At 64.4% G+C, this 16,005-nt stretch carries 15 protein-coding genes and 2 tRNA genes; 6 read left to right on the top strand and 11 right to left on the bottom strand.

What is annotated here, in order from left to right:
- Position 1 precedes the first annotated feature (1 nt).
- Positions 2 to 616 (bottom strand): ribonuclease H family protein, encoded by a 615-nt coding sequence (locus HSR6_RS02350; RefSeq protein ID WP_071932687.1) that lies wholly within the window; start codon positions 614 to 616, stop codon positions 2 to 4.
- A 72-nt stretch (positions 617 to 688) separates the two neighbouring features.
- Here HSR6_RS02350 and HSR6_RS02345 point away from each other — a divergent pair, with 72 nt between their 5' ends.
- The 3 genes from HSR6_RS02345 to HSR6_RS02335 are packed head-to-tail and all read left to right on the top strand — an operon-like array spanning position 689 to position 2,663.
- The gene (locus HSR6_RS02345) at positions 689 to 1,198 is read left to right on the top strand and encodes a CBS domain-containing protein (RefSeq protein WP_070364438.1); all 510 of its coding nucleotides are present in this window, start codon (positions 689 to 691) and stop codon (positions 1,196 to 1,198) included.
- Between the two features lie 25 nt (positions 1,199 to 1,223).
- On the top strand, positions 1,224 to 2,153 hold the full coding sequence (locus HSR6_RS02340) for a DMT family transporter (protein ID WP_071932686.1): 930 nt from the start codon (positions 1,224 to 1,226) through the stop codon (positions 2,151 to 2,153).
- A gap of 24 nt (positions 2,154 to 2,177) precedes the next feature.
- Positions 2,178 to 2,663 carry a GNAT family N-acetyltransferase gene (locus HSR6_RS02335; RefSeq protein WP_071932685.1) on the top strand — a complete coding sequence of 162 codons (486 nt, stop codon included), beginning with the start codon at positions 2,178 to 2,180 and terminating at the stop codon, positions 2,661 to 2,663.
- On the opposite strand, the gene HSR6_RS02330 is transcribed toward HSR6_RS02335, so the two are convergent.
- Together HSR6_RS02330 and HSR6_RS02325 are read right to left on the bottom strand one after the other, a co-directional pair.
- A complete protein-coding gene (locus HSR6_RS02330; protein ID WP_070364435.1) occupies positions 2,664 to 3,635 on the bottom strand; it encodes an aldo/keto reductase in 972 nt (323 codons plus the stop codon). It lies immediately after the preceding gene.
- A gap of 41 nt (positions 3,636 to 3,676) precedes the next feature.
- Entirely contained in the window at positions 3,677 to 3,910 is a 234-nt protein-coding gene (locus HSR6_RS02325; protein WP_070364434.1) for a hypothetical protein, read from the bottom strand.
- Between the two features lie 218 nt (positions 3,911 to 4,128).
- On the opposite strand from HSR6_RS02325, the gene HSR6_RS02320 reads away from it, so the two are divergent.
- Positions 4,129 to 4,557, top strand: coding sequence for an RDD family protein (locus tag HSR6_RS02320; protein ID WP_070364433.1), 429 nt, complete (start codon positions 4,129 to 4,131; stop codon positions 4,555 to 4,557).
- A gap of 5 nt (positions 4,558 to 4,562) precedes the next feature.
- Here HSR6_RS02320 and HSR6_RS02315 read toward each other — a convergent pair whose 3' ends face one another.
- Positions 4,563 to 5,645, bottom strand: coding sequence for a sensor histidine kinase (locus HSR6_RS02315; protein WP_071932684.1), 1,083 nt, complete (start codon positions 5,643 to 5,645; stop codon positions 4,563 to 4,565).
- 135 nt (positions 5,646 to 5,780) lie between these two features.
- Positions 5,781 to 5,921: transfer RNA gene (locus HSR6_RS02310), tRNA-Met, on the bottom strand.
- A 93-nt stretch (positions 5,922 to 6,014) separates the two neighbouring features.
- Between HSR6_RS02310 and HSR6_RS02305 the strand changes: the two genes are divergently transcribed.
- The gene (locus HSR6_RS02305) at positions 6,015 to 6,884 is read left to right on the top strand and encodes a DUF7115 domain-containing protein (RefSeq protein ID WP_071932683.1); all 870 of its coding nucleotides are present in this window, start codon (positions 6,015 to 6,017) and stop codon (positions 6,882 to 6,884) included.
- Here HSR6_RS02305 and HSR6_RS02300 read toward each other — a convergent pair whose 3' ends face one another.
- The 6 genes from HSR6_RS02300 to trpD all read right to left on the bottom strand — a co-directional run bounded on the left by HSR6_RS02300 (position 6,885) and on the right by trpD (position 15,548).
- Positions 6,885 to 7,238 (bottom strand): DUF5830 family protein, encoded by a 354-nt coding sequence (locus HSR6_RS02300; RefSeq protein ID WP_070364430.1) that lies wholly within the window; start codon positions 7,236 to 7,238, stop codon positions 6,885 to 6,887. It lies immediately after the preceding gene.
- Positions 7,239 to 7,275: 37 nt separating this feature from the next.
- On the bottom strand, positions 7,276 to 11,469 hold the full coding sequence (locus HSR6_RS02295; RefSeq protein ID WP_070364429.1) for an LAGLIDADG family homing endonuclease: 4,194 nt from the start codon (positions 11,467 to 11,469) through the stop codon (positions 7,276 to 7,278).
- Between the two features lie 293 nt (positions 11,470 to 11,762).
- Positions 11,763 to 12,359 (bottom strand): anthranilate synthase component II, encoded by a 597-nt coding sequence (trpG, locus tag HSR6_RS02290; RefSeq protein WP_071932682.1) that lies wholly within the window; start codon positions 12,357 to 12,359, stop codon positions 11,763 to 11,765.
- On the bottom strand, positions 12,356 to 13,921 hold the full coding sequence (trpE, locus tag HSR6_RS02285) for an anthranilate synthase component I (protein WP_070364427.1): 1,566 nt from the start codon (positions 13,919 to 13,921) through the stop codon (positions 12,356 to 12,358). The genes trpG and trpE overlap by 4 nt, the downstream gene beginning before the upstream one ends.
- Positions 13,921 to 14,544 carry a phosphoribosylanthranilate isomerase gene (locus HSR6_RS02280; RefSeq protein WP_071932681.1) on the bottom strand — a complete coding sequence of 208 codons (624 nt, stop codon included), beginning with the start codon at positions 14,542 to 14,544 and terminating at the stop codon, positions 13,921 to 13,923. The genes trpE and HSR6_RS02280 overlap by 1 nt, the downstream gene beginning before the upstream one ends.
- Complete coding sequence (gene trpD, locus HSR6_RS02275; protein ID WP_071932680.1) at positions 14,544 to 15,548, bottom strand: anthranilate phosphoribosyltransferase; 1,005 nt, start codon at positions 15,546 to 15,548, stop codon at positions 14,544 to 14,546. The genes HSR6_RS02280 and trpD overlap by 1 nt, the downstream gene beginning before the upstream one ends.
- A 137-nt stretch (positions 15,549 to 15,685) precedes the next feature.
- Here trpD and HSR6_RS02270 point away from each other — a divergent pair.
- Positions 15,686 to 15,760 (top strand) — tRNA-Val (locus tag HSR6_RS02270).
- The last annotated feature ends 245 nt before the right edge of the window (positions 15,761 to 16,005 follow it).

Raw genomic sequence — 16,005 nt, 5'->3', positions numbered from 1 at the left:
ATCAGTCCCCGGCGTGTCGATCCGCTCGTGAGGGAGGGGGAACCTGCTCGGTGGACTGCCGTGTGGGCCGCCCGCTGGCAGTATTCCGGTTGACGTGTGCGTACTCCTCTGGCGCGTTCGCCAGCGGATGGGCCGGGTTCTGCCCGCTCGCGACGGCCGCGGCTCGGACCGTCTCGAAGCCGGCGATCCGGGCCCGAATGCCACGCCAGTGGTGGGCCGTTCCCGGCGGGTGGCTCAGGCCGGCCACGGTCCGAAACTCTCGGTCCCGACCGGCCAGCACGGCGGCGTTGACGTTGCTCGCCAGGTCGTCGTGATCGACGAGGACGCCGACGGCAGCCGATTCCGGGGCCCGGGCTGCAAGTGCGTCGAGCCCGAGATGAAGCGCCCGATACTCGGCGACGTTGTTGTCGGGAGCCCCGTCGGGAATGGCGAGCCTGGCGACCCGCTTGCCGCTCGCGGTCTCGATGATCACACCCAGCCCGGCGCCGGTCGACTCGAAAGAGCCGTCCGTTGCGACATAATAGTCACGTCGGTGAGTGTGTGGCGGGTGGGCGATGTGCGGCGTCGGTGACTCGTCGAAAAGGTCACGCAGTCGTGGCCGGCCCATGGAGGCCATATGCTCGCTTGTGGGCCCGATTACATAAACCGCTCGCCAAAACTGATAGTCCCCGGCCACGATGTCGGGTGTATGCAGGCTCACGAGTTGATGACGGCCGACGTCGAGACCGTCCAGCACGACGATTCCGTCGGCGAGGTACTCAAGAAGATGTCCCAGCGGCCGTTCAACGGCTTTCCCGTCGTGGACGACGACGGTCGGCTGGTCGGAATCGTGACCCAGCGGGACCTCGTGAACATCTTCGAGCCAAGCGATCGCACGTTCTGGATTCCGGTGGGGCTACCGCCCTTCCTGGAGCCGGTCGATTACGCCATCGAGGCCTCTTTCGGCGATCTGGACCTGGAGATCGACCTGGCTCGCCATGCCGGGGACCCGATCAGCACGGTGATGACCGAGGACGTCGTCACCGTCGGCCCGGAGGAGGACATCGAGACGGTCATCGAGATCCTGGCCCGCCCGGAGCCGAACGTCAATCGGGTCCCGGTGGTACAGGACGGCTTCGTCGAGGGCATCATCACCCGACAGGACGTGCTCACGCATCTCCATCAGACCGGTGGGCTCGGCGGGGAGTCGGAACCCTGAAAGTATCGAGGGTGTAGTACCGACCGTGTCGAAAACGAGGCAGGCTTTGGCGTGGCTTCTCCTGTCGGCCATCTGGGGCACGGCGTTCATGGCGATCAAGGCCGGGCTCGGCCCCTTTGGGGAGACGCCGGTCCTCTTTGCCGCGTTTCGCTATGACCTCGCGGGCGTGCTGATGCTGGGCTACGCGATCGTGGCCACCGACCAGTGGCGGCCCGAATCGCGGGCCGGCTGGATCGTGGTGCTAGTCGGTGGGGCCTTCATGATCGCGGGGTATCACGCCTTCCTCTTCGTCGGCGAATTGAACACCACGAGTGCGGTGGCCGCCGTCGTCGTGAGCCTGAGCCCGATCTTGACCACCGGGTTCGCCCGCGTCTTGCTCCCCGGACGAGCGCTCTCGCGGTTAGGCACGGTCGGTCTGGTCCTCGGGCTCCTGGGGGTCGTCGTCATCGCCCAGCCCGATCCAGCCGCACTGTTGGGGAGTGGTATCGGCGAGTTTCTGGTGTTTCTGGCTGCCGTGAGTTTCGCGCTGGGGAGTGTTCTCGCGACGGCCGTCGACGCCGCCCTCCCGATCGAGACGATGGAGGCCTGGTCGATGGTGCTGGGGGCGATCATGCTCCACGGGATCAGTGTGGGCCTGGGCGAACGCCTCGAATCGGTCGTCTGGTCCGGCGAGGCGTTTCTCGCACTCGGCTATCTCTCCGTGGTCGCCAGTGCGATCGGGTTTCTCATCTACTTCGACCTGCTGGACCGGTTGGGCCCCGTCGAGATCAACCTCGTCTCGTATCTGGCCCCGATCTGGGCGGCCCTCACCGGGTGGCTGGTTCTCGACGAGTCGGTGTCCGCCGCCACTGCGATCGGCTTTGCGATCATCGTGGTGGGGTTCTGGCTGATCAAGCGGGAGGCGATCGGGCGGGCACTGGGCGACCGGCTGCCGACGCTCGGACGCGACCGATAAGGGCCTCCCCGTTCAAGGACCGCTATGGACATTCGAGACGCCACGACCTCGGACATCGAATCGATCCGCGCGGTGGCCGAGGCGGCCTGGCGAGCCGACTACCCGGACACGCTTTCCGCGGACACCATCGAGTCGGGCGTCGCCCACTGGTATGGGGATCCAGTCGTCGAGATGGAACTCTCGAATCCCGGCACCGAGTTGCTGGTCGCCCTGCGAGACGGTGAGATCGTCGGATTCGTTCACGGCCACCGGGCCGGCGAGACCGGGACGATTCTCCGCTTACACGTCGATCCAGCCCACCGCGAGGCGGGCGTGGAAACGGCACTGTTCGACGCGATCGAGGAGGCGTTCACGGCGGACGGAGCGGACACGCTTCGAGCAACAGTGCTGGAGGCCAACGATCACGTGACCGAGTTGTACCGATCCCGTGGCTTCGAGCAGGTGGATACCGAGCGAACCACGATCGATTCGAACCAGTACGCGGAAGCGGTCTACGAGCGGCCGGCGTAGCTACTTGGCGGTCGCGATTCGTTCGACTTGCCGGGCGGACAGGCTGATCTGTGTCGACGCGAGATCCTCTTCGAGCTGGTCGATGGAGGTCGCGCCGACGATCGGCGCGATCACCTGGTCGTGTGCCAGCAGCCAGGCGAGGCTTACCTGGGCCGGGGAAGCCTCGACCTCCGCGGCGACCGCTTCGACCTCCTCCAGAACGTCGAAGTTCTCGGCGGTGAGATAGGAGTCGACGAACTGCTCGTCGGTCGCCCCACGGGAATCAGGGGGCGGTGCTTCTCCACGCGTGTACTTCCCGCTGAGAAAGCCGCCGGCCAGCGGCGACCAGGGGATGATGCCGATGTCGTAATCCCGGCACATGTCCAGATAAGTCCCCTCGATCTCCCGGTTGACCGCGTTGTACCGCGGCTGGACGACTTTGAAGGGTTCGTAGCCCTCCCGCCGGGCGATCTCGTTTGCCTTGACGACCTTCCAGGCGTTTGGCTCCAGTGTGGAGGCGCCGAGGTAGTTCACGGCCCCCCGCCGGACGAAATCGTTCAGCGTTCGCATGAACTCCGGGGCGGGCGTCGTGTCGTCCCAGCGGTGGATGTAAAGCACGTCGAGGTAGTCGGTACCCAGCCGGTCTCGGATCCGGTCGATCTGTCGCCGGAGATGCTTGCGACCCAGGCCCCGACCGTTCGGGTCGTCCTCGCGGGTCGGCCAGTAGATCTTCGAGGCAACCACGAAGTCTTCGCGGTCGCGTTCCGCGAGCCAGTCCCCGATATAGGCTTCGGCCCGACCGTCGCCGTACATGTCAGCGGTGTCGATGAACCGACCGCCGGCCGCCTCGTAGGCGTCAAGCAGTCGATGAGCCTGATCGCGATCGATCTCGATCGCCCCGGTGTCGTCCGTGCGGCCGAACCGCCAGGTTCCAAAGGCGATCTCCGAGACCCGCGTCCCAGTCCGACCGAGCGGGACTGTCCCCAGTTCCATGCGTCAGCGGACGGCCCCGAACGAGATAAAAAGCCCCGTTCTCAGTCGGCGTTGTACCGGTGGCCGGCGATCAGTGCCAGCAGATGAACCACGATCAGCACGGCGACGGTCAACTGCATACTCGACGTGTCGAGACCCCGCAGAATGAGCGGCACGTAGATGAAGGGAAGCGCAACGGCGGCCCAGAATCCCACGGCCTCGAGTGGGCGCAGGAGCGGGCCGTGCCCGGGTGGCGATGCACCGGTCGGATCGTGGGTGTGGGAGGGACTGGACATGGGGACCACCGCTACTAACAGAGAGGCGCCCTGGGTCCATATAGCCGCCTGAACGTTGGCGTCAATTCAGTCTGCTTTACCGTCAGGCGCGGCCTTTTACGTCGTTTAATAAATCGATTTCCACCTCCGAAACGGTTTATCGAGGTTACTCGTGGCCGAACAGGGGGCCGGCAACGCCGCCCGGATGTTTAAGTGCGAAAACAGGGCCAACCAGGCCCATGGTGCGATCGAACCCACGACTCGAAACGAGAAACGACACCCTAATTGCTCGCTTGCTCGCCTTTGCCGTCGACGCGGTGCTCCTCACGGTGGGCCTGGCGGTGCTGGGCGGGGTTACCGCTACCGTCGCTCCCAGGCTCGTCGGTGTGGTCGGGCTCCTGATCTGGCCGCTTGCCTTGGGCTACTTCGTCGTCTTCGAGTGGACCAGCGGACAGACACCCGGCAAGCGACTGTTCGGGATCACGGTCGTTCAGGCGGACGGGCGGCCCGCAAGTTTGCTGGCGGCAATCCTTAGAAACGTCCTCCGAATCGTCGACGCGCTGCCGACCGCGTACCTGCTGGGTGGCGTTCTCATCTATCGTTCGGATGACGGGCAGCGACTCGGAGACGTGATCGGGAACACCGTGGTGGTGAAAACCGGTTCCTGAACGACTCAATCGGGAAACTCGACGCCGTCGAACTCAAAGCGGGCCCCACCTGCCCTGCTTTCGGTGACGGCCACCTCCCAGTCGTGTGCCACACAGATCTCCTGGACGATGTTGAGCCCCAGACCGGTCCCGCTCTCGGCTGTCGTGTAGCCGGGCTCGAAGGCCGTTTCTCGGTCCGACTCGGGAATTCCGGGGCCGTCGTCCGCGACGTAGAACCCACCCGCGAAGTCCCCGACCGTCACGGTAACTGCTGTACCGCCGTGCTCGATTGCGTTTCGGAAGAGGTTCTCGAAGAGGTGTCGGAGCTGATCCGGTTCGGCCAGGACCTCGGTCTCGGTCGCGATCTCCAGATCGGCAGCTTCGGTTTCGACTACGCCCCAGGACTCGCGGGCGATCGCCGCCACCGCGACCGGTTCCAGTGCCGCCGTGGACTGGGTGCTGTGTGCGAGCGCGAGCAATTCCTGGACCATCGTCTCGATGCGTTCGAGGGCTTCGACGAGCGGGGCGGCGTGTTCCCCGGCCATGTCGGCATACCCCTTGGCGACGGTCAGCGGATTGCGGATATCGTGAGAGACGAGTGAGATGACACCGACGAGTCGATCCCGGCGGACCGCCAGTCGGTCGGCCCGATCCCGAATTTTGAGGTACTGGTAGGCATACACGAAGTTGAGCACCGCACCGATCGCCATCGCATTCAACAGGAGATACAGTGGCTTGGCCGGCAAGGGCTGTTCCAGACTGAGGAGGAGCCGCATGTAGGTCGCGATGACGACGAACACGCCCATCCCGAGGAGGACGGACAACCCGAGGACGGCGATCTGCCAGGAGGAAAACCCATGCTGGCGGGACTGAAATCCAACCCAGATGAGCCCAATACCGACGGCCATGGGGAGCAACAACTCGAGGACCCGAATACCCGGATTGGCGTTCCCGTAGACGAAAAAGACGAGTTCGGAGAGGGCCGTCAAGCCGATGCCGGAGCCGACGAGCAGCCAGCCACCCATCGGGGAAGCCGTGTCGACGAGGTGGCCGACCGCTGTCCGAATCGACGAAAGCGACGAGCCCAGCAGATCGGTTTGCGAAGACACGCCACCCGGTTATTTACAACCCCGCATAAATCCTCGTCCCGAGCTATCAATCGAGAAAACGGCGACCGGTGCAGGGGGTGGATCGGTGTGGGAGCGCTGGTCGGTCGGACGGGTACCTGACAGGACAGTTAAAAGTGCCCGGGGAGGGGTTCGAACCCTCGACCTCCGCATGTCCCAGGTCCAAGGCTCGGTCGACCTGAGATGCGAGCCACCGATGGCCGCACCGAATCTCGAAACCCTATGAGTGCGGCGCTATGACCACTAAGCCACCCGGGCTCACGCCCGGCTTAGGTACTGGTCCTCTAAAACCTTTGTATCTCCGATAGGGCGACCCGCCGAGTTTATCACGGCGGGGGAAGACCTGCCAACATGAACGTACCGTCGGCCGTCGCGGAGGCCCTGGGGGACGAGACGGTGTCGGCGACCGTCTCGCTCAAGGGCGAGGACGCGCTGTACGTGACCCCCACCCGGACGATTCACTACGGGGCGGAGGGCTTTCTCAGCGACGAATCGGTCGAATCCTATCCACACGAAGCAGAGCGGGTAACCGTCGAGGAGGGGCGACGAAAGTCCACTATCACGTTCGATTATGGGACCGACGGGACACGGTCGCTCACCGTCCCGGAGAAGTACGTCTCCGATTCGCTGCACCCGATTCTCGCGGGCGTATTCCGCGCCAGGGAGGTTATCGAGCCCGGCGAGACCGTCAGTGCGACCTACCGCTTCGGTGAACTGACACTCGTGGTGACGAACCGTCGGCTGGTCAAACACGTGGGCGCGGCGGTCTGGGACGAGGAGTACGTGGCGGTCCCTTACGAGTCGGTCCAGGGCCTCGAAACCGAGAAGGGCAGTGTCGCATCCCAGCTCGTGATCTCGACACCGGACCGAACCGAGCGAATCAAGACACCCAACGAGGGCTTTCGCCGCGTGGACGAGACGATCCGGGACGCCATCTACCAGTTCTACGAGGTGCCAGACCAGGCTGCCTTCGAGGCGGCTGTTCGACCGGCGGAGGACGAGGAGCCAGACACGGACGAGGAATCGACGACTGCTGGCAAACCGGAGCCAGCGGAGTCGGCCGCGTTTGTTTCGGCGGTCGATACCGCGTCGATCCTCGACGAACTCGACGAACTCGAAGCGCTCCTGGACGACCAGGAGACACTCCTCGAAGAGCAACTCGCAGCGATCGAAGACCAGCGCTCGCGGCTCGACCGGTTGCGATCCCAGATCGAGGACTGATCACTCCCGCCCGGTGACTTTTCGGATACAGGAGGAGCCGAAGGGGCCATGTTCGCCCGCCTCCAGATTCAGAAAGTACCCGGTAGTGATCGAGGCCCCACAGCGACGGCAGGTGAACTCCCCCTCTTTCGTGACGACCTCGGCCTCGAAGCTGACGTAGTTCGATCCGGCGGGGTAGACGACCCCCGAGTCCCGCTCGATGATTCCCTCGTTTTCGGCTCGTTCCAGAATCTCGCGGGTGGTTCGCGGGTCGGTCGTGATCGTCTCCAGGCGGTCGATGACCTCGGCGACTGAAAGTTCCACGTCCTCGAAGCGGTCGAGAAGTTCGACACCGAGTTCGACGCGGTCGGTCACAGCGAAACTCCACACGAATCGGGATTAAACCTTGTCCCTAACTGCACTCACTCCAGCCACACGCCTGGCAGGTCTTACAGCCCTCGGAGTAGTACAGATCCATCGAGCCACACTCGGGACACTCGGGGCTCTCCCCGGCGTCGATGAGCGACTGGGTTGACCCCTCCGATTCCGTATTTGTGGCGACCGCGCCGCCACCGTCAGTTTCGGTGCCGCTCTCTTCAATGCCGTCCAGCGTCTCCTGCTGGGGATAGGGCTTGTCGACCTCGTCCTCCAGATATCGGTACATCGCCGTGCCGATGGCATCGGGGATCGAGTTGATCTGCTCGCCCTTGTCCCAGGCGACCTTGGGGCTGCGGGTTCCCTTGAGCTCGTCGACGATCTCGTAGGGGTCCACGCCGGAGCGCAGCGCCGTCGAGATGACCTTCGCGAGGGCCTCGGTGAACGAGTTCGTGAAGCCGCCGGAGTGGCCGATGTTCGCGAACAGCTCGAAGGGGCGCCCATCGCCGTCCTCGTTGATCGTCACGTAGAGCTTGCCATAGCCAGTGTCGATTCGCTGGCTCACGCCCTGCAACGCGGCGGGTCGAGCCCGTTTCTCCGCGTAGTCCGGCCCCTCGATGGAATCGAGTTCGCTCCCCAGAAGTTCGGTGACGTCCTCGCGGTCGAGGAAGGACTCGAACCCGCCGAAGACAGTCTCGATCTGCTCGATGATGGTCTCGGCGACCTCGGCCTCGTCCATGTCCGCGAACTCGGTGTTGTCCGCGCGGGTCGTGAGGACTTGCTTCGAGCGGGTGCCGTCTCGGTAGACGGTCACGCCCTTCCCACCGTGGTCGTAGATGTAGCGCAGGACTTCGTCCATGTCCTCGACGGTCGCCTCCCGCGGGAAGTTCACCGTCTTCGAGATCGAGGAGTCCACGCCCTCCTGGAGGGCGGTCTGGATCGAGGCGTGTTCCTTGCCCGTGAGGTCACTGGAGGTGACAAAGAGTTCCGCGATGGCATCAGGCACCGTCGAGAGTCCCTCGACGCCGTCGAACTCGTTTGCGGCCATCTGCTCGGTAGCCTCGGCTTTCACGTCCTCGACGTCGATGTCGTTTGCCTCCAGGGTCCGGAGGAAGTAGTCGTCGAACTCGACGAGCATCTCCTCGCCCTGCACGTCATCGGAGACGTTCTTGTAGTAGGCCACGTTGAAGATGGGCTCACAGCCGCCGGTGGTGTTGCCGACCATCGAGGTCGTCCCCGTCGGGGCGATCGTGGTCGTGTTGTGGTTCCGGATGGGATAGCCCTCGGGCCAGTCCTCGGGGTCCTCGCCGGTGTGATGCTCGAACCACTCGGCATAGCGGGTGGGGTCGGCGTACTTGGAGTTGTCCCACTCCGCGAAGCTGCCCCGTTCGAGGGCCAGTTCGTGGGAGACCCGCTTGGACTCGTGGTTGATGTGGGTCATGAGCTGGCGGGCGACCTCGTTTGCCGGTTCGGAGCCATAGCGCATGCCGAGCTGAACGAACAATTGGGCGATACCCATGATTCCCAGCCCGATCTTGCGCATTGCACGCACCTTCTCGGTGATCTCCTCGACCGGGAAATCCGACATCGTGACCACGTCCTCGAGGAACCGGGTCCCGATCCGGATGCGGCGGTCGAACTCCGCCCAGTCGATGGCCCCCTCAAGGAACGCCTCGACGGCCGCCTCCCGGCTGTCGTAGGCGTCCTCGTTGGCGGCCGACCAGGCCCGCCAGTCGGAACTGTCAGTCGCAGCGATAGTCGAGAGGTTCACGTGACCGAGGTTACAGGCCTCGTACTCCTCCAACGGCTGCTCGCCACAGTTGTGGCAGACGAGGCCGTTCGCGACGAAGGAGTGGGTGTCCGGCTCGGTCAGGTCGTACACCGGTTCGTGGCCGTCCGCTTCGACCGCCGACACCGTCGCCTCGAAGGCGTCGCTGTACGGGCTGGTCGTGTATTCGGCCAACCGATCGTCGAGCGCGTCATTTTTGTCCTCCCGGAGGAAGCCGATTTCCTCACGGAAGGTGACCAGCGAATCTTTCGAGATGACGAGGTCGTGGTCCGCCTGGCGTTCGTAGGTCTTCGTACCACCCTTCCCGTCGGGCATCTCCTGCCTGCCTGCCTCGTGGCGGTCCTCGTATATCTTGCTGAAGATCCCGAAGTTCAACAGGAGTTGCTGGACCTCCTGGAGAAGGTCAGTGTCGGTGCTGGTGAGACGGACCGAGACGCCTTTCTCCACGTTCCCCTGAACGCTCCCATCCGCGGTGAACAGGGCTCTGAGGAATCCCCGGGCCATCACTTCACTGCCTCGCATGACCGCCTCGGGAACCTGGAGCTTTTCGTCGGTGAGTCCAGCCTGTTCGGCGTACTCGTAGAGGCGTGCCGAACGGACCCGTTGTTCGATGGCCTGGGCGCCGCGATACCCGTCTCCCCGGGAAATCTCGCTGACGCCGATCTCGTAATCCGCGTTGCCGCGCGGATCACGGACCACGTCGTTGACGTCTGCGGCGAACTGCTCGGAGATTTCGGCGTCCTCGTCGTAGAAGTTGAGAACGGCACGTTCCTCGCCGTTCTTGAGGTGCCCGTCTCCGACGAGCCAGCCCAGCACTCGGCCCTCCTCGGCGGAGCCGTGGTTCCCGAACTGGCCTTTTCGGTCCTGCACGTGGACCGTGTCGCCTGGCTCAAGGTTCTTTGCCTCTACCCACCCCTCGTCGGTCATCATCCGATGGTCAGCAGTGAGGCGGAGTTCGTACCCTTCCTCGGTGGAGAGTTCGTAGACGTCCTTTACGCCAGTCTTGAACACGCTGCTGGCTTCCTTGGTCGCATCGTCCTCGCTCAGCCGACTGTCGACGACGACGTCGCGTGCGACTCCCTGCTCGTAGAGTTCTTCGGCCGGGACGAGGCCGTCCTCGGTGCTGATCAGCGTCTCACCGGTCACACAAGGGTTGGTCGCGAGCATCCGGTGGTCGGGATGCTCCTCCACGTCGAAGGAGTGTTCCTTGTTCGCCCGCTCCAGATAGATCACGCCGGGCTCGCCGTTCTCGTGTGCGCCCTCGACGATCCGGTCCCAGAGCACCGAGGCGGGCAGGGAAAGTTCCTCGCCGACCTCGACGTACTCCCCGAGATCGTAGCGGGAGTACATCTCTTTTGTCTCGGCCGTCGCGATGTGGGGTTCTTCCGTGCGTGGGTTCGTGAGCGTGTACTCCGCGTCGTTCGCCAGCGCCTCCATGAAGCCGTCGGTGACCCCGACAGAGATGTTGAAATTCGAGAGGTGGCCTTCGACGGCGTTCCGGAGGTGTTCGGGCACCCGTCCCTCCTCGTCGATCAGTGCGCGGGCCTCTTCCAGGGCTTCGGAGAAGTCGGTGTAGGTCGGGTCGTCCGGATCGTTGAGCTTCAGCGTGTGAGCCAGCGAGACGTCCTTGTTCTTCGAGTGGATGAACTCGATGACGTCCGGGTGGGAGATGCGCATGACCGCCATCTGGGCCCCGCGGCGGGTGCCGCCCTGGGCGATGGTCTCGGTCATCTGGTCGAAGGTCCGCATGAACGTGATCGGGCCGGAGGCGATGCCGCCAGTCGAGCCGACCGCGTCGCCGTAGGGCCGTAATTTCCAGAACGCATACCCCATGCCGCCCCCGCTCTGGAAGGTTAAGGCGGCCTCTTTGGCCGTTTCGTGGATATCTGCGAGATCATCGTCCGGAGAGTTGACAAAACAGGCCGAGAGCTGCTGGAGCTCGTTCCCCGCGTTCATCAACGTGGGCGAGTTGGGCATAAAGGAGAGCGTGCTCATCAGCTCCTCGTACTGGGCGGCCAAATCCTCGACGTGGGCTCGAATCTCGTCGGGGACCTCGGGCACGACGGTCTCGTAGGCGAACTTGTTGACGTTCTCGGGAGTGAGCTCGATCTCGACGTCGTCCTCGACGGTCGTCCCCTCCCCAAAGACCTCAGCGGCGAGTTCGTCCCGACGCGGGTGGTCGGGCTTGACCTGGTCCGGCCGCACCGTGACCGTCAGATCGCGGTTCGCTGCCTCGTAGGGTACCTCCGCGAGCGCGATGTTCCGCGCGACCCGAGTGAAGAGGTCTTCCTGGGTCTCGACCAGGTCCCCGTCGGCGTCTTTCTTCAGGTAGCGGGCCGGGAGGATGTTCTGATAGGCGTTGGCCGTGAGCCGCGTTTCGAGCGTGTCGCCGGTGACCCGCTTGACGGGGAGTTCGTACTCCCCTGTCCGCTCCGTACTCATCTCGATACCTCCACAGTCAGTCGTGTGCGTGAATGTCCAATGTACATGTGTGCCGGGAGATGCGGGTAGCGAACGAAGCCGCTCGTCCGGTAAACCCGCGTCGGTTCGACCCGCCAGCGGGTGTGTCTTCCCATGCCACACCTGGCGGGTACGGAGCCACTACTTCGGTAACGGGGGCACCAGTATAAGCCTACTCCCGGCGGAGCGAAAGTGAAATTCGAAGCGAAATCGACCGAAATCAAAACGAGCTCAAACCTCCGATTTCCGGGGACTGAGCGGGAAATCGTGAGTTTCTACGCCGCCAGCAGGAAGTGCTCGATCAACTCGTGTCCGACCGGCGTCAGCACGCTCTCGGGGTGAAATTGCACGGCGACGAGTGGGTGCTCGCGGTGTCGAATCGCCATCGGAATCGACTCGCCGTCCTGTTCGGTTCGAGCCGAAACCTCGAAGACCCCAGGCACGTCCAGTGCGATCAGCGAGTGGTAGCGACCGCCCTGGAACTCGGGTTCGATTCCCTCGAAGATGCCCCGGCCGTCGTGGGTGACCGGGTCCGCCTTGCCGTGGACCGGTTCGGGCGCCGTACCGACCTCGCCCCCGTACACCGAGACCGCCGCCTCCATCCCGAGACAGACACCCAGCGTGGGCACCCGCGGGGAGATCTCCCGAAGGACCGGTGTTGAGACGCCCACGTCGCGGTCGTTTGCCGGGTGACCAGGCCCTGGACTGATCAGGATCGCGTCCGGGTCGACCGCGCGGACGGCCTCGAGATCGGCGGTGTTTTTCAGGACCGTAATCTCGGGGGTTGTCCCGTCCGGCAGCGTGACCTTCGAGACGTACTCCACCAGGTTGTACGTAAAAGAATCGTAGTTGTCGATCACGAGCACCTTCATCGGGGCACCTCCAGCCCGTTCTCGATGTCCCGGACCGCCGTCAGGGCCCCGTCCATCTTCGCCTCGGTCTCTTCGTACTCACTCGTGGGATCCGAATCGGCCACGACTCCAGCACCGGCCCGAACCCGAAGGCGGTCAGGGTCCCCAGCTTCGATGGTCGCCGTCCTGATCACGATCGCCATGTCCATGTCCCCCTGCCAGGAGACATACCCCACGCCGCCTCCGTACACCCCCCGTGGCGAGGCTTCGAGGTCGTGAATGAGCTCCATCGCCCGGCTCTTGGGGGCCCCCGAGAGCGTGCCGGCGGGGAAGCAGGCCCGAATCGCGTCAAAGGCATCTTGATCCTCTCGGAGACGGCCAGTCACGGTCGATTCGATGTGCTGAACGTGGCTGTACTTCAGCACGCGCATGAACTCCGTCACGTCCACGCTCCCGGGCCGAGAGACCCGTCTGACGTCGTTTCGCGCCAGGTCGACGAGCATCGTGTGTTCGGCCCGCTCCTTGTCGTCGGCCAGCATCTCGCCGGCCAGTCGACGATCCTCCGCGGGACTGGATCCCCGTGGACAGGTCCCCGCGATCGGGTTGTTCCGAACCGTCTCGCCGTCGACGGCAACGAGCGTCTCGGGACTCGCACCCACGATCGAGCGGTCCCCGTATGACAGCAGGTACATGTATGGCGACGGGTTGACCGCCCGCATCGAGTCGTACAGGACCACCGGATCGATGTCACCTTCGAGTTCACGCGTGCGCGAAACGACTGCTTGGTACACCTCTCCCTCCGTGACCGCCTGCTTCGCGGTCGCCACGGCCTCCTCGTAGGCGTCCTGTGAGCCCGCTCGCTCGCCTGTTCGACGGAAGTCCCCCTCAGCCGGCGATTCGGCCCCTTCCAGTCGTTCTTTGACCGAGCGCGCTTCTGCGAGCAACTCGTCGTAGAGCTGATCTGGATCCGTCTCCGGGGCGACCACGGGCGTGAACAGGAGCGAGACGGTGTCTGCCACGTGATCGAAGACGAGTGTCCGTGTCGTCAGCGCGAACTGGGCGTCGGGTACCGGGCTCTCCGGCCGCTCGATCCCGAGCTCCGAGAGCCAGAGGTCGTACACGGCGTCGTAGGCCAAAAAGCCGACCAGCCCTCCGGAGAGGTGTTGCCGATCGGCCGCTGGGAACCCCCGTCGCTCGATGTCGGGCAGCCCCCGCCGCAAGCGGTCGAGCACGTCACCCGTCCCAGTGGCCACGAGGTCGGCCGCCGGCGAATCCCGCAGTCGCGTGATGCTGTCGCCGTCCGCATCCAGCGTGAGTACCGCGTCGGGGTCGTAGCCCACGAAGGAAAACCGGGCGTGTCGGTCCGTGGAGTCACTGGCGGAGAACGCATCGGCCGGATCGCTCGCGGCCGTCTTCTCCCCGCTCTCCAGGAGGAAACTGAACTCGCTTTCGTCGTCTAGGGCGACGGCCGCCGAAAGCGGCGAGACCGAGACCGGGAGTTCGGCGGCGACCCGGACGACCACCGGTTCCGCGGCGTCCAGGAGGTCCGCGAATTCCGAACGCGAGCGGTCGAGCAGCCTCATCAGTCTCGCCCCCTCGCTGCAGCCACGAACTGATCCATCGCCGCCGCGTCTTTCTGCCCGGGTTCCGCCTCGACTCCGGACGCCGCGTCGACGGCGTAGGGGCCGACAGTCGTGACCGCCGAGCGGACGTTTTCGGGTGTGAGCCCGCCGGCGAGCACGATCGGGGTGTCGAGCTGGGTGAGTTCCCGGGTCGCCGTCCAGTCGTGTGTCTGCCCCGTTCCGCCGGCGCCGGACTCGTCGGTCGAGTCGACCAGCAGCCCATCAGCGGCGTCGGCATACTCTTTTATCGCCGGTTCATCGTGGCCAACGGCTGCAATAGCGGACGTTTCCTCGGCAAGGGCCTCGACAGCCGCCGGAGCGAGACCGGCATGAACCTGGATCGCGTCGGGGTCGACCCGGTCGATCAGTTCCCGCGCTCGATCGACGGATTCGGGCATCGTCACGAGGACGGTACTGACGAAAGGCGGAACGGCCGCAAAGAGCCGTGCTGCATGCGTTACCTCGACCGCTCGTGGTGTCTCGACTGGGACGTCCACGATCGCGCCGACGGCGTCTACCCCGGCCTCGACTGCACGGGTCACGTCCGCCTGCCGGGTGAACCCACAGAGCTTTACGCGAACCATCAGACCGCCGGGACGGCTTTCAGGGCCCTTAGTTTCTCCATTGCAGCACCGGAGTCGATGGCCTGTGCGGCGACCTCGGCACCCTCCTGGATCGAGGCTGCTTCCCCGGCCACAAAGATCGCTGCCCCGGCGTTTGCGAGAATGATGTCACGCATCGGGCCCTGAACAGTCCCGTTGAGGATCCCTGTCAGGTGTTCGGCGTTCTCCTCGGGGCTCCCACCAGCTACGGCCTCGATTCGCGCCCGTTCAAGCCCCATGTCGGCGGGCTGGAGGGTGTACTCCTCGATCGAGTCGCCGGTCACCTCGGCGACGACCGTCTTATCGTGGATCGCGATCTCGTCGAGGCCCGAACCGTGGACGACGAGGGCGTGTTCGACAGGCATGTGTGCAAGCGCGCGGGCGACCAGCGGCACGAGTTCGGGATCGTACACGCCCAGGACCTGTGCATCCGCCCCGGCCGGGTTCGTTAGCGGGCCAAGTACGTTGAACACGGTCCGAATACCCAGTTCCTGGCGGGGGCCGATGACGGCTTTCATCGCGGGGTGGAACACCGGGGCGAGCATGAACCCGATCCCGGACTCCTCGATGGCCCGTTCGACGGCCGGGGGTTCGGCCCCGACCGGGACACCGACTGTCTCGAGGACATCAGCGCTACCGGACGAGGAGGAGACCGAGTAGTTGCCGTGTTTCGCGATCGGGACGCCGGCCCCGCTGGCCACGACCGCACTGGCCGTCGAGACGTTGATGGTGTCGTAGTCGTCCCCGCCGGTCCCACAGGTGTCGACCAACCGGTCCCGTTCGGGCTCGATGGTCCTCGCAGCCGCTCGCATCCCCTGTGCAAACCCGGCGATTTCGGCTTCTGTCTCGCCCTTCGAGCGCATGGCCGTCAGCAGGGCCCCGATCTGGGCGTCCGTCGCATCCTCGAAGACGGCTGTCGCCGCGGCTCTGGCCTCCGAAACGGAGAGGTCCTCGCCGTCAGCGACGCGTTCGATGTATCCTTGCATTGGAATCACGAATGTACTGTTTCGGTATCTAATGAACAGGTTTGTACATCACTTAACGTTTTCGTAATCGCCGTTCGCCGTCGACCGTTTCGAAACCTTCAACTGTTCTGCCCCGATACGATTGGGTGGAAGCACGAGGGTCGGTGGTCTAGTCTGGCTATGACACCTCCTTGACATGGAGGAGACCGGCGGTTCGAATCCGCCCCGACCCATATTTTGCCGGCGCTCACGTTTCGAGCGCCGGCTGTGGCGCGGTCGGACGGATTCGAATAAGAGAAACGAGCGACCGACGGGAGCGAGTTTCGCGTCGTTCGAATCCGCCCCGACCCATTTTCAGCGATTCTCACTTCGCAGCGACCAGCGTGCTGTGTCGCTGCGATGAGATCGCGGTCGTAAATTGGGCAGCGGATTCGAGCCCTATCACGAGCGAGCTTGCGAGCGAAGTGATTTCGGTTCG

The sequence above is a fragment of the Halodesulfurarchaeum formicicum genome, assembly GCF_001886955.1.
GTDB classification, from domain to species: Archaea; Halobacteriota; Halobacteria; order Halobacteriales; family Halobacteriaceae; genus Halodesulfurarchaeum; species Halodesulfurarchaeum formicicum.
Note: the sequence above shows the minus strand (reverse complement) of the source record. Positions and strands in the feature narration are given on the sequence as shown.